Here is a 13090-nt window from a genome sequence, read left to right as displayed (position 1 = left end):
AGAAAGTCCATGTGGCTTTCTTTTTTGTGATATATTACTAATTGCTAGTATTTTCTTGTGGTAATAGATTTTTTGATAGCGGCAAATACTGAACAGCAATGCGATTTTCTGGCTGACGATCGTGCAGATAGATGACGATGAGGAAGAGCCATTCGGCTGGTTTCATGATCAGATAGATCAGATCCGCCTGCCAAGCTTTGCGAATATGTTTGGAAATGGGATAGCCATACCGGTCGTAGTTGGAACGAACGCAACGATGCAGGCGTGGACATCTTTCTTCTAAAATTTGTTCAAAAGCATTGGCAATTTGTAGCTGACGATTGACCACCACACGATGTCCATGGCGTTCCCCCATACGAATGGGTTTGACCAGTTTACGGTGACCAGCAGCCCCCACTGTACAAAGATAGTGTTCATCATAGAATGCGTTTGGTGGGGAGATTTTTTCCGACAAGGCCCAATCACTGGTTTCCGTCCACATCTGAAGTAGCTGGTCAGGTTTTTGACCAAAGAGAATGAGATAGGAGCCAAGAACTGCAAGATAGGGAAGACTGAAGAAGAGGAGCCAAATTGGCAGAGAAAGGCTTTTTTGCAGGAGAGCAGAAAGTCTAGGAAAGCGTGGGTTGCTCTGCTTGGCTAATTCTGCTTGCCACAGTTGAATGGTTTGTAAAATTGTCCGACTGTAAATGAGACAAATATTGAAAGGAACCAAACACAGGTAGCAGTAGGTGAAGAAATCTGTTTCAATCAAACTAGAAAGTTGTATAGTCCACAAAACAGCAAAGACAAAACTTGGATATAGGCAGCTGATGAGGAGGACCGTTAGGAGAGGGGGGAGGAGCTTAGTTTGGAAGATGTTTAGCACCAAATAAGCTAAAACACCCAAAAGGAGTAGGAAAAACTGCCCTGACCAGGCTTCGGTCTGCATTGGGCTGTGGATCTGGTTATTAACCAAGGTTTCTGGCCAATCGACGTAAACAACTTGAGCCATTTCAAGAGCCAACCAACTTAGCCCTGTTCCTAAAAAGAAAATCAAACCATCGTTAATCCAAAAACTATACTCTTTTAACTGTTTTTTCAAAAGGTCCCAAAAATGGCGGATGTTTTTCCAGGTCAGATAAAGAGGAAGTACAAAGCAGATAAGTGGCGCATTGATAAACCACATAAAAGGAAGAAAGATGCTTGCGGCTAGATAAAAGATCAAAAATGATTTTAAGTGTTTGCTCATGAAAACCTCCTTTTATAGCCTACCATCATTTTTGAGAAAATTCAAGAATGGACAAGAAGAGTTTCAATACTTGTCTTTTGTTATCGTTTCCACTATAATAAAAATTAGTTAACAATAAAGGAGTTTTGCATGAAATACATTGTAAATAACAGCAATGACCCAGCTTATAACATTGCCCTCGAAGCCTATGCCTTCAAGGAATTAACAGATATTGACGAAATTTTTATTCTCTGGATCAATGAGCCTGCCATCATTATCGGTAAGCACCAGAATGCTATTGAAGAAATCAACAAGGAATTCACAGACGAAAAGGGCATCCATGTTGTTCGCCGTCTGTCAGGTGGTGGCGCAGTTTATCACGACCTAAATAACCTCAACTATACTATTATTTCAAATAAGGCAGACGAGGGAGCCTTTGACTTCAAAACCTTCTCCAAACCTGTGATTGATACCCTTGCAACACTGGGTGTAGAGGCCAATTTCACCGGTCGTAATGACCTGGAAATCGACGGAAAGAAAATCTGTGGTAACGCCCAAGCCTATGCCAAAGGTCGCATGATGCACCACGGTTGCTTGCTCTTTGATGTGGATATGTCAGTCCTCGCAAGTGCCCTCAAGGTCAGCAAAGACAAAATCGAGTCCAAAGGTGTTAAATCCGTTCGTGCCCGTGTGACCAACATTAACAACGAGTTGCCAGATAAGATGACCGTTCTGGAGTTCAAGGATGCCATCCTCAACCAAATGAAGCAAGAATATCCAGAAATGGATGAATATGTGTTGACTGAGGATGATTTGGCTCGAATCCAAGAAATCCGTGATTCGCAGTTTGCAACATGGGATTGGACCTACGGTCAAACACCAGAATACACTGTGGAGCGCAGCGTTCGTTACCCGGCTGGTAAAATCACAACCTATATCAAGGCTGAAAAATCTGTCATCGAATCCATCAAGATTTACGGTGACTTCTTCGGTATTGGGGATGTAGCTGATGTTGAAGACTTACTAGTTGGTACACGTTATGAATATGCGGATGTACTTGCTAAACTTCAAGAGATTGATACTACTCATTATTTCTCGCGTATGACAACAGAAGAAGTCGCAAAAGCGATTGTAGCTTAATTCATAGGGCTGCCCTTTGTTTGGGCAGTCTTTATTTTTTGTGAAAATGGTAAATTCTCAAAGTAAGTTCTAGTTCCCGTCCTTCCAGAAGTTACTCTGAGAAAACTGCATAACATCAACAGAATTTAGTCTCAGACTAAGTTCTGTTTTTGACTAAAAATGTTGATAATAGTGAGTTTTAGGGTTGAAAATGTTGAAAAAAGAGTACACTAAAGTTACTGGCTCTGAGACGTCTCAAAGTAAGTTCTAGCTATCTGGAATTTTGGATGGAACAAGTTCCTTTCTATTTTGAAATTATTTTTTGATAAAAACTAGCGATTACTTATCCAATAATCGAGGTGATTGAATGACGTTCTCAGGGTCAATTTTAGAGATTCCCAAAAGTGTTGCCAATTCCTCACCGTAGGTAAATGTAAAGAGTTCATAGGCTGATTTTCCGTTGAAAGAAGCTCGTTTGACGCTGTTGATATGCGAACAAACCAGGTTGATGTCCTCCTGTGTCAAGTTGTCAAAAGAACTTCTTTTAGGAAGAATATCTCTGATAAGTGTGTGATTCTTCTCAATTCTCCCCTTCTGGTCAGAACGATTGGGGTCACAGAAGAATAGCTTAGATTCTCCGCGAACATCCATTTCGATATCGTCCACTCTAGCGAATTCACCGCCATTATCGGTCAGAATGACAGGAAATATTTCGCAAAAGTCCATCTCTTTCTGATGCAGGTCATTCTTGATAGCGTAGAGATGTTTAGCGACCTCATTAGCTGTTTTATTATCAAGTAATTGAGCGAAGATAAAGTTACAGAAGGAGAGGTTAAAGGTGAGAAGTACCTTTCCGCCGATCCGTCCAGTAACGGTGTCCATTTCCAGCCAATAGCTGATTCCTTTCTCTGTGAGAAAGCGTTGGAAGTCCTCGTAAGACCGTCCTTCTTTGGCGATTTTAGGAATGGGTTGTAGGTTTCTGATTCTCCGCTTTCTGAATTTCACGACACGGGGGAAATCAATGGGCTTTGTGGACAGATAGCCTTTTTCAAGGTATCGGTAGATAGAAGCTCTGGATGCCGACATTTCGTTTGAGGCGATGATGTGGTTGAGGTGTTGTCCCTTTTGGATGGCAGCAGAAACAATCTCATCCATGCGATAGAATTCTTCCTTGTTTAGTGCAACACCTGTTCTCGAATCTGAGAGCTTAACTTCATAATCAAGCTGAGCTCTTTTTGCGTAGTAGAACTGTTTCTGGTATCCGCAGTTGCTTCTCTTTTTCGGACAGGCATTACAAACGTAAGGAGTCTTTTTGAGTAGAGGGCAAGCCTCACAATTGGAGGTACTAGAGTTCTCTTTTATCACCCTATTTCTCCGAACTTCTTTTGAAATTGTGGACGGATCTTTTCCTAACTTAGCTGCTATAGCTGAGAAGGGCTTAAGTTGTTCAATTCCTATTTGAATATCATTGCGATCAGAGAGAGTTAAGTGTTTGTTTTTCATTGTCAGTTACCAACTTGTCCCATAGTAAGTTCTACCTTATTTCTTTGTCTCAGTCTAATTTCCAGTTTTTAAGACAGACTAGAACTTACTTTGGGAATTTACTTTTTTGTGAAAATGTTTTCGGAAAATTGTTTTCACTTGCACATTTTCTATATTATGGTATAATTATTTTCTGTGAGTATCCCTCACTTACTCGTGGCTAGACCATGAGTCATTAGACCAAAAGGAGGAACATATCAATGGCTAAATACGAAATTCTTTATATTATTCGTCCAAACATTGAAGAAGAAGCTAAAAACGCTTTGGTAGCACGCTTTGACTCTATCTTGACTGACAACGGTGCAACTATCGTTGAATCAAAAGCATGGGAAAAACGTCGCCTTGCATACGAAATCAAAGATTTCCGCGAAGGTTTGTACCACATCGTTAACGTTGAAGCTAACAACGATGAAGCTCTTAAAGAGTTTGACCGTTTGTCAAAAATCAACGGCGACATTCTTCGTCACATGATTGTCAAACTTGACGCGTAAGAAGGTGTTGTATGATTAATAATGTAGTATTGGTTGGTCGTATGACCCGTGATGCAGAACTTCGTTATACTCCGTCTAATCAAGCTGTTGCGACTTTTACTTTGGCGGTTAACCGCAATTTTAAAAATCAAAACGGTGAGCGTGAAGCGGACTTTATCAACGTAGTCATTTGGCGTCAACAAGCTGAGAATTTGGCGAATTGGGCTAAGAAAGGTGCTCTGATTGGTGTTACAGGTCGTATTCAGACTCGTAGCTATGACAATCAGCAAGGGCAACGTGTCTACGTTACTGAGGTAGTTGCAGAAAGTTTCCAACTCTTGGAAAGCCGTACTGCCCGTGAAGGTCAAGGTGGAGGCTATTCAGCTGGCAACTCGTTTGCTGGAGGAAATGACTATAACTCGCCTTATCAAGCGCCTGCACAATCTACACCAAACTTCGCTCGAGAAGAAAGTCCATTTGGAGCAAGTAATCCAATGGATATATCAGACGATGACCTACCATTCTAGGTCAAAAATTAATAATATAAAGGAGAACACACATGGCTCAACAACGTCGTGGCGGTTTCAAACGCCGTAAAAAAGTTGACTATATCGCAGCTAACAAAATTGAATATGTTGATTACAAAGATACTGAGCTTCTTAGCCGTTTCATTTCTGAACGTGGAAAAATCCTTCCACGCCGTGTAACTGGAACTTCAGCTAAAAACCAACGTAAAGTAACAACAGCTATCAAACGTGCTCGCGTTATGGCTCTTTTACCATTCGTAAACGAAGATTAAAAAAATGGTCCAGTGGACCATTTTTTCTTGCGCCCAAGAAACTGGAAAGGCGCAACGGCGAGAATGGACTGTTTTTTCATGAGCATGAAAATAAGAAAGCGAATTGAGACCCCGACGGGTCTTTTTAGCTTGCGCCCAAGAAACTGGAAAGGCGCAACGGCGAGAGTGGACCATTTTTTCATGAACTCGAAATTAAGAAAGCGAATTAAGCCTTTGAATGGACTGTTTCAACCCGAGCCAAGAAGTTAGAAAGCGAGGCACAGTCTGGGGATAGACTGTTTCAGCAGATTACATAGACAAGTGACAGCGGATAAGGTTCTCGGGCGATTTGATAGCTGAACTGTATAGATAAACAAAAGCGACTGGAATATTCCAATCGCTTTGTTTTATTATTGAACTGGGGACATGGCATTGCGAATGTTATATTTCTTTTTCAAGAGGTAGCGTGCACCGAAAGCAGCAGCTCCGATAAGAATAGTAACAAGCGGAGGAAGAACCGGGTTAAATGCGGCCGGAATCAGTGCTGCCAGAATGAAAACGACTGACCAAGCCAGCGTAGCAAGTCCGAGAAAAGCGATAGCTTTCAGCAATTTAGGACGTTGCCCAGTTTTAATTTGTTCTCTGTAAACGAAATGGTACATCAAGTACATCCCTGCACCAACACCGAAACCGATGACAAATAAGGTTAATAGCCCATACTGTGCACCTTGACCAAAAAGATTCATCAAACCATTGATACCAGCAATAATTGCAAGCATGAAAAGACTAGAATCTAGCCACATCAACCATGGATTTTCATTGTATTCCACTTGGTCTTTCTTTTCCTGTTCAGAAATTGTCTTACTAGCAGCCCACTCACTTGGTGCTCCATAGAGATTGCGGGCAGTCACACCAGTTTTTTGCTTTTCAATGATAGTTGGTAAAATTTCTTCCAAGAGTTCTTTGATTTCGCTATCAGACTTTCCATCTTTAATCAGTTGGTTGGTCGCAATATGGATAAATTCTTGGTTCTTTTTTGTTAATCCGTTGATTTCTGTAAATGACATGTTAATCTCCTTAGTTTAAAACCATCTCTTACGGATGAAGTAGAAGGTGAGTGATAGGCTGATTGCAAATGCGAAGAGGATAATCCACCAAAAAGCATAGGGAATATCGTTAAAAGGAATGATGTTGTCCTTAAAGTTCATACCGTATGCAGAGAAGACCATGGTTGGGATAGAGAGAACGATTGTCACTAATGCCAAGGTTTTCATGATGGTATTCTGGTTGTTAGAAATGATAGAAGCAAAGGCATGGGTCATAGAGTTCAGGATGGAACCATAGATGTCTGCCATCTCAATGGCCTGTTGGGTTTCGACCAAGGTATCTTCAAGCAAATCCTCATCCTCTTCATACTTACGGAGTAGGCGTGAGGAACTAGCAAGTTTTTTGACCAAACGCTCATTGGTTTTGAGGGAAGCCTTGAAGTAGACGATGGTTTTTTCTAATTCCATGAGTACAATTAATTCTTCATTTCGAGTGGCTTCATGGAGTTGCTTCTCAATCTCTTCGCTCTTTCTGTCAATGGTCCGTAGGGCTGACAAGTAGAGTTGAGCATTTCGGTAGAGAATTTGGAAAACGAAACGAGACTTCATGAAAGTGAAGAAATTCCGTAGACGACGATGGATAAACTGCTCAAACAGTGGCAATGGTTCCAAACAAGTCGTGATAATTGCATCATCTGTTAGAATAATTCCCAAAGGAATAGTAATATAATATGTCTTGTTGTTCCGTTCTTCAAGAATTGGGACGTCGACCAGGATGAGCGTATAGTCATCTTCGACGGTGATACGAGAGGATTCTTCCGCATCGAGCGGTGCTCGCAGGTCAGCGATGTCAATTTTATAGTGCTCAGCCACTTCCATAGACTCGCTCTGGGAGGGGTTGACCAAATTAATCCAAGCCCCTGGTTCAAAGGTTTGGATTTCTTCTAAATCAGTCATGGTTGATAGAAAAATTTGTTTCATATCTTTGCCCTCCTTTTATCTTTGTTGCGTTAACGCAACCTCTATTATACCAAAAAATGTGCAGTTTCGGAAAGGTTTTATATAGAAATGTGATATAATATGTAGACATTTAAGCGAATAAGTTGTACGGACTTTTCCTTGTTCCGTATACCATAGCTTATAGCCTCTTAAGAAAGGAATTGAACACGGGCTAAATGCGGTGTCAAAAAGTGCTAGTTTCTTCATGGATAAGTATGGGAACTGGTTTCTGCGTCGTAGACATCTGTACTTTCTTCGGTTTTCAACCTGTGAAAGCACTAGTTGTCTTGAAGGGGGTGCATCTTCGAAATCACAGAATTCGGACTTACCGCCTATTTTGACTGTGCATTTGATGCTCTTTATATCTTAGAAAGGATTCGAATGCGTGCTAAAAGCGTCGAGAAAAAGACAAAATGTTTTGTCACTGATGTGACGTCACATTTTCCTATTTTCTTATCGCTTTCTTAACGCACTTATATCATGTTATGCAAGAAAATATTGTGATTCATGGGGCGCGTGCCCATAATTTGAAAAATATTGATGTGACCATTCCGCGTGAGAAGCTGGTGGTGGTGACTGGTTTGTCGGGGTCTGGTAAGTCGAGTTTGGCTTTCGATACCTTGTATGCCGAGGGTCAACGTCGCTATGTGGAGTCTTTGTCTGCCTATGCTCGTCAGTTCTTGGGCAACATGGACAAGCCTGATGTGGATTCCATAGAGGGTCTCAGCCCTGCTATTTCCATTGACCAAAAAACCACATCGCGGAATCCGCGTTCGACAGTCGGTACAGCGACGGAAATCAATGACTATCTCCGCTTGCTTTATGCTCGGGTTGGGGTACCTTACTGTATCAATGGCCACGGAGCGATTGCGGCTTCTTCGGTGGAACAAATCGTTGATGAGGTCTTGGAATTGCCAGAACGCCAACGTTTGCAGATTCTAGCTCCGATTGTTCGTAAGAAAAAGGGGCAACACAAGACCATTTTTGAGAAAATCCAGAAGGACGGCTATGTTCGGGTACGTGTCAATGGCGGTGTCTATGATGTGTCGGAAGTACCAGAATTGTCCAAGAGCAAGGCTCATAATATTGAAGTTGTGGTCGATCGGATTGTGATCAAAGATGGCATTCGCTCGCGGCTTTTTGACTCCATTGAGGCGGCCCTGCGGATTGCGGACGGCTATGTCATCATCGACACCATGGATGAGAAGGAAATGCTTTTCTCTGAGTACTATGCCTGCCCAGTTTGTGGTTTTACGGTACCAGAGTTGGAGCCTCGCCTCTTCTCTTTCAATGCTCCTTTTGGGTCTTGTAGCGACTGTGACGGTTTGGGCATGAAGCTGGAAGTGGATACGGATTTGATTGTCCCAGATGCCAGCAAGACCTTGCGTGAAGGTGCCTTGGCTCCTTGGAATCCAATCTCATCCAACTACTATCCTCAGATGTTGGAGCAGGCCATGAATCACTTTGGTGTGGACATGGATAAGCCTTTTGAGGAATTGACGGAAGAGGAGAAGAACCTGATTTTCAACGGTTCTGACGGGAAAGAATTCCATTTCCATTATGAAAATGAGTTCGGTGGAGTCCGAGATATTGACATTCCATTCGAGGGCTTGATTACCAACATTAATCGCCGCTATCGTGAAACCAATAGTGATTACACACGGACAGTCATGAAGACTTACATGAATGAACTGACCTGTGGGACCTGCCACGGCTATCGCCTCAATGACCAAGCCCTGTCTGTCAAAGTCGGAGGCGAGCAGGGACTTCATATCGGACAATTATCAGACTTGTCCGTGGCGGATCATTTGCAAGTCATTGAACATCTGACCTTGTCTGAAAATGAAGCCACCATTGCAACACCCATTGTCAAGGAAATCAAGGATCGCCTGTCCTTCCTAAATAACGTTGGTCTCAACTATCTGACTCTTTCACGAGCAGCAGGTACCCTTTCTGGTGGTGAGAGCCAGCGGATTCGTCTGGCGACTCAGATTGGCTCTAACCTGTCTGGTGTCCTCTATATTCTGGATGAGCCGTCGATTGGTCTGCACCAGCGGGACAATGACCGTCTGATTGCTAGTCTTAAGAAAATGCGTGATTTGGGCAATACATTGATTGTGGTGGAGCATGATGAGGACACTATGCGTGAGGCGGACTGGTTGATTGACATCGGTCCAGGTGCGGGTGTGTTTGGCGGAGAAATCGTGGCCTCTGGCACACCAGCCCAAGTAGCTAAAAACAAGAAATCCATTACAGGCCAGTACCTGTCTGGCAAACGTGAAATTCCAGTTCCTTTGGAACGTCGTGTTGGAAATGGTCGATTCTTAGAGGTGACCGGTGCCAAGGAAAACAACCTGCAAGATGTGACTGTTCGTTTCCCACTCGGAAAATTTGTAGCGGTGACAGGGGTGTCTGGCTCAGGTAAGTCAACTCTGGTCAATTCCATTCTGAAAAAAGCTATTGCTCAGAAACTCAATCGCAATTCGGACAAGCCAGGTAAGTTCAAGTCTATTTCAGGAATTGAACACTTGGACCGCCTGATTGATATTGACCAAAGCCCGATTGGACGGACACCACGTTCTAACCCAGCTACCTACACAGGTGTCTTTGACGATATTCGGGATTTGTTTGCCCAGACCAATGAAGCCAAGATTCGTGGCTACAAGAAGGGCCGTTTCTCCTTTAACGTCAAAGGTGGACGGTGTGAGGCTTGTTCTGGTGATGGGATTATCAAGATTGAAATGCACTTCCTGCCCGATGTCTTTGTACCTTGTGAAGTCTGTCATGGACACCGCTATAATTCTGAAACCTTGGAAGTACACTACAAGGAGAAAAATATCGCTCAGGTCCTTGATATGACGGTCAATGACGCGGTCGAGTTCTTCAAGCATATTCCAAAAATTGAGCGGAAACTTCGTACTATTCAAGATGTAGGTTTGGGCTACGTTACTCTAGGTCAGCCAGCAACGACCCTATCAGGTGGGGAAGCCCAGCGTATGAAGTTGGCTTCTGAACTCCACAAGCGGTCAACTGGTAAATCCTTGTATATCTTGGATGAGCCGACGACAGGTCTGCATACGGAGGACATTGCCCAGTTGCTCAAGGTCTTGGCTCGCTTTGTTGATGATGGCAATACCGTGCTGGTCATCGAGCACAATCTGGATGTTATCAAGACAGCCGACCACATTATCGACATGGGACCGGAAGGCGGTGTCGGTGGCGGTACCGTTGTCGCGACAGGAACACCAGAAGAAGTGGCGGAGAACCCAGCCAGCTTTACAGGCCAGTATCTGAAAATGAAGTTGAAATAAAAAGTCGCCTCTGCGGCTTTTTTTCTCTATCTGCTAGGAAGAATTGGTATTTGTCTGTATTTCTGCTATAATAGTTAAAAAATCATTGGAGGAATAGGATGCAAAAAAGACTTGAAAAATTTGAAGCAAAATTAGCTCAATCAACTGTTGATGGAATCTTGGTAACTGGTCAAAACAATATTTACTACCTGACAGGTTTTTGGGGGACAGAGGCGACTGTCTTCATTAGTGGCAAGCGTCGCTTGTTTGTGACTGATTCGCGTTATACCTTGATAGCCAAGGCATCAGTAAAAGGTTTTGATATTATCGAGAGCCGTTTTGCCCTTGAAGAAATTGCAAAGGTGATTAAGGAAGATGGGCTTGAAAAAATTGGTTTTGATAGCGAGGTGACCTATGGTTTCTATCAAAGTCTGACCAGCATTTTTGAGGGTTATCAACTGGTTGCTATGTCAAACTTTATCGAAGACTTGCGCATGATTAAGGATGAGAAAGAAATTGCGACCATTCGCCGTGCATGTCAAATTTCGGATCAGGCTTTTATTGATGTTCTTGACTTTATCAAACCAGGTCAGACGACTGAGATGGACGTCAATCATTTCCTTGACCACCGCATGCGTCAACTCGGTGCAGAAGGGGCATCATTTGAGTTCATCGTGGCATCTGGCTACCGCTCTGCTATGCCTCATGGAAGAGCGTCTGAAAAGGTTATCCAATCTGGTGAGACCTTGACGCTGGATTTTGGTTGCTATTACCAGCATTATGTCAGCGATATGACACGGACCATCCATATCGGTCATGTGACAGATCAAGAGCGTGAGATTTACGATGTGGTCTTGCGTGCCAATAAGGCTTTGATTGAGCAGGCCAAGGAAGGTGTCACCTACCGCGAGTTTGACGCTATTCCTCGTGAGATTATCAGTGCGGCGGGTTACGGAGCCAACTTTACACACGGCATCGGTCACGGTATTGGCTTGGATATTCATGAATATCCGTATTTTGGAAAATCTGACGAGACTATCAAGGCCGGTATGGTTTTGACGGATGAGCCTGGTATCTATTTGGATGACAAATATGGTGTCCGTATCGAAGATGACCTATTGATTACGGAAAACGGTTGTGAAGTCTTGACATTAGCTCCCAAGGAATTGATTGTCATTTGAGAAATTTGACAGTTTGTGGTAGAATAAAACGAATAAATAAAATTTGAAGAGGTATTCAATACAATGATTGAAGCAAGTAAACTTAGAGCAGGTATGACCTTCGAAGCTGAAGGTAAATTGATTAAAGTTTTGGATGCGAGCCACCACAAACCAGGTAAAGGTAACACCATCATGCGTATGAAATTGCGTGATGTACGTACAGGTTCAACCTTCGATACAACTTACCGTCCAGATGAAAAATTTGAACAAGCTATTATCGAAACAGTTCCAGCACAGTACCTTTACCAAATGGATGACACAGCTTATTTTATGAATACTGAGACTTACGATCAGTATGAAATTCCAGTAGCGACTATCAAAGAAGAATTGCTCTACATCTTGGAGAATTCTGAAGTGAAGATCCAGTTCTACGGAACAGAAGTGATCGGTGTTACTGTACCAACAACTGTTGAATTGGTCGTTGCAGAAACACAACCATCTATCAAAGGTGCGACTGTTACAGGTTCAGGTAAACCAGCTACGATGGAAACAGGTCTTGTAGTCAACGTACCAGACTTTATCGAAGCAGGTCAAAAACTCGTTATCAACACAGCTGAAGGAACTTACGTATCACGTGCTTAATCGTTTCCTCTTAAGAAAGGAGAGCCTATGACAACAGAATATCAAGGCGAGATTGTTATCGCACCTCGCGTCCTTGAAGTAATTACAGGCATTGCTGCAGCGAAAGTTGATGGAGTGCATTCCCTTCAAAATAAGCGTGTAGCAGACAGTTGGTCAAAAACATCGTTAAATAAAGGTGTTTATCTTGAAACTGACGAGGAAGGTCGAGTGACTGCGGATATTTACGTCTATCTAGAATATGGTGTAAATGTTCCTGCCGTATCAATGGACATCCAACGTGCAGTCAAGACAGCAGTTTATAACTATGCAGAAGTTCAAGTGGCTGCGGTTAATATCCATGTCAGCGGCATTGTTCCTGATAAAACACCAAAACCAGCATTGAAAGATTTATTCGGAGAGGATTTCCTTGATGAAGAATAATAGACATGCCCTGCGTAAGTGTGCTTTGCAGGCAATCGTATCACTTGAATTTGGTCAAGAACCTGTTCAGGCAGCTCAGTTTTCTTATCTTTATGATAGAGAAGAAGAGCAAGAAGGAGTTGAAATTCCGCTCTTTCTCCTTAACCTTGTCAATGGTGTAGCAGACTATCGTGATGACTTGGATAAGGAGTTATCTAGCCGATTAAAAGCAGGATGGACCTTAGACCGTTTAACCTTGATTGACAAGAATATCATGCGACTAGGCCTATTTGAAATCTTACATTTCGAAGAAACGCCAGACCGCGTTGCTGTTAACGAGGCTATTGAATTGGCTAAAGAATTTTCTGATGAATCTTCAGCTAAGTTTGTCAATGGAGTTTTGAGCCAGTTTATTAAAGAAGAAGCCTGATGAGCTTC

The 13090-nt window shown here is 42.7% G+C and carries 13 protein-coding genes; 9 read left to right on the top strand and 4 right to left on the bottom strand.

Going from position 1 to position 13090, the window contains the following annotated elements:
• Window positions 1-37: 37 nt before the first annotated feature.
• Window positions 38-1228, bottom strand: a complete 1191-nt coding sequence (locus tag YYK_RS08055; RefSeq protein ID WP_012027738.1) for a DUF6688 domain-containing protein — start codon at window positions 1226-1228, stop codon at window positions 38-40.
• 129 nt (window positions 1229-1357) lie between these two features.
• Between YYK_RS08055 and YYK_RS08050 the strand changes: the two genes are divergently transcribed.
• Complete coding sequence (locus YYK_RS08050; RefSeq protein WP_012027737.1) at window positions 1358-2347, top strand: lipoate--protein ligase; 990 nt, start codon at window positions 1358-1360, stop codon at window positions 2345-2347.
• Window positions 2348-2665: 318 nt separating this feature from the next.
• Here the strand turns inward: YYK_RS08050 and YYK_RS08045 are convergent, their stop codons facing one another.
• Window positions 2666-3829 (bottom strand): IS30 family transposase, encoded by a 1164-nt coding sequence (locus tag YYK_RS08045; protein WP_011922710.1) that lies wholly within the window; start codon window positions 3827-3829, stop codon window positions 2666-2668.
• 239 nt (window positions 3830-4068) lie between these two features.
• On the opposite strand from YYK_RS08045, the gene rpsF reads away from it, so the two are divergent.
• From rpsF to rpsR, 3 genes are read left to right on the top strand one after another with little or no spacing between them, the layout of a single operon-like run.
• On the top strand, window positions 4069-4359 hold the full coding sequence (gene rpsF, locus YYK_RS08040) for a 30S ribosomal protein S6 (protein ID WP_002942403.1): 291 nt from the start codon (window positions 4069-4071) through the stop codon (window positions 4357-4359).
• Between the two features lie 11 nt (window positions 4360-4370).
• Complete coding sequence (locus YYK_RS08035) at window positions 4371-4865, top strand: single-stranded DNA-binding protein (protein WP_002942409.1); 495 nt, start codon at window positions 4371-4373, stop codon at window positions 4863-4865.
• A 32-nt stretch (window positions 4866-4897) separates the two neighbouring features.
• Window positions 4898-5137, top strand: coding sequence for a 30S ribosomal protein S18 (gene rpsR, locus YYK_RS08030; RefSeq protein WP_002939250.1), 240 nt, complete (start codon window positions 4898-4900; stop codon window positions 5135-5137).
• 389 nt (window positions 5138-5526) lie between these two features.
• Here the strand turns inward: rpsR and YYK_RS08020 are convergent, their stop codons facing one another.
• Window positions 5527-6183, bottom strand: a complete 657-nt coding sequence (locus YYK_RS08020; RefSeq protein WP_012027735.1) for a DUF1129 domain-containing protein — start codon at window positions 6181-6183, stop codon at window positions 5527-5529.
• A gap of 15 nt (window positions 6184-6198) precedes the next feature.
• A complete protein-coding gene (locus YYK_RS08015; RefSeq protein ID WP_002939248.1) occupies window positions 6199-7143 on the bottom strand; it encodes a magnesium transporter CorA family protein in 945 nt (314 codons plus the stop codon).
• A gap of 503 nt (window positions 7144-7646) precedes the next feature.
• On the opposite strand from YYK_RS08015, the gene uvrA reads away from it, so the two are divergent.
• From uvrA to nusB, 5 genes are all read left to right on the top strand, one after another.
• Window positions 7647-10472, top strand: coding sequence for an excinuclease ABC subunit UvrA (uvrA, locus tag YYK_RS08010; protein WP_012027732.1), 2826 nt, complete (start codon window positions 7647-7649; stop codon window positions 10470-10472).
• Between the two features lie 98 nt (window positions 10473-10570).
• Entirely contained in the window at window positions 10571-11632 is a 1062-nt protein-coding gene (locus YYK_RS08005) for a M24 family metallopeptidase (protein WP_012775324.1), read from the top strand.
• A 63-nt stretch (window positions 11633-11695) separates the two neighbouring features.
• A complete protein-coding gene (gene efp / locus YYK_RS08000; protein ID WP_012775323.1) occupies window positions 11696-12253 on the top strand; it encodes an elongation factor P in 558 nt (185 codons plus the stop codon).
• A 27-nt stretch (window positions 12254-12280) separates the two neighbouring features.
• The gene (locus YYK_RS07995) at window positions 12281-12673 is read left to right on the top strand and encodes an Asp23/Gls24 family envelope stress response protein (protein ID WP_002942446.1); all 393 of its coding nucleotides are present in this window, start codon (window positions 12281-12283) and stop codon (window positions 12671-12673) included.
• Window positions 12663-13082 (top strand): transcription antitermination factor NusB, encoded by a 420-nt coding sequence (nusB, locus tag YYK_RS07990; protein WP_002938276.1) that lies wholly within the window; start codon window positions 12663-12665, stop codon window positions 13080-13082. The genes YYK_RS07995 and nusB overlap by 11 nt, the downstream gene beginning before the upstream one ends.
• Window positions 13083-13090: the final 8 nt, after the last annotated feature.

This window comes from Streptococcus suis S735 (assembly GCF_000294495.1).
GTDB classification, from domain to species: Bacteria; Bacillota; Bacilli; order Lactobacillales; family Streptococcaceae; genus Streptococcus; species Streptococcus suis.
Note: the sequence above shows the minus strand (reverse complement) of the source record. Positions and strands in the feature narration are given on the sequence as shown.

Bases quoted from the DNA above. Each gene is read 5' to 3' on its own strand.
- rpsR (WP_002939250.1), top strand. From the start codon at position 4,898: ATGGCTCAACAACGTCGTGGCGGTTTCAAACGCCGTAAAAAAGTTGAC.
- uvrA (WP_012027732.1), top strand. From the start codon at position 7,647: ATGCAAGAAAATATTGTGATTCATGGGGCGCGTGCCCATAATTTGAAA.
- YYK_RS08035 (WP_002942409.1), top strand. From the start codon at position 4,371: ATGATTAATAATGTAGTATTGGTTGGTCGTATGACCCGTGATGCAGAA.
- YYK_RS08045 (WP_011922710.1), bottom strand. From the start codon at position 3,829: ATGAAAAACAAACACTTAACTCTCTCTGATCGCAATGATATTCAAATA.
- YYK_RS08015 (WP_002939248.1), bottom strand. From the start codon at position 7,143: ATGAAACAAATTTTTCTATCAACCATGACTGATTTAGAAGAAATCCAA.
- YYK_RS08020 (WP_012027735.1), bottom strand. From the start codon at position 6,183: ATGTCATTTACAGAAATCAACGGATTAACAAAAAAGAACCAAGAATTT.
- YYK_RS08005 (WP_012775324.1), top strand. From the start codon at position 10,571: ATGCAAAAAAGACTTGAAAAATTTGAAGCAAAATTAGCTCAATCAACT.
- YYK_RS07995 (WP_002942446.1), top strand. From the start codon at position 12,281: ATGACAACAGAATATCAAGGCGAGATTGTTATCGCACCTCGCGTCCTT.
- efp (WP_012775323.1), top strand. From the start codon at position 11,696: ATGATTGAAGCAAGTAAACTTAGAGCAGGTATGACCTTCGAAGCTGAA.
- rpsF (WP_002942403.1), top strand. From the start codon at position 4,069: ATGGCTAAATACGAAATTCTTTATATTATTCGTCCAAACATTGAAGAA.
- nusB (WP_002938276.1), top strand. From the start codon at position 12,663: ATGAAGAATAATAGACATGCCCTGCGTAAGTGTGCTTTGCAGGCAATC.
- YYK_RS08050 (WP_012027737.1), top strand. From the start codon at position 1,358: ATGAAATACATTGTAAATAACAGCAATGACCCAGCTTATAACATTGCC.
- YYK_RS08055 (WP_012027738.1), bottom strand. From the start codon at position 1,228: ATGAGCAAACACTTAAAATCATTTTTGATCTTTTATCTAGCCGCAAGC.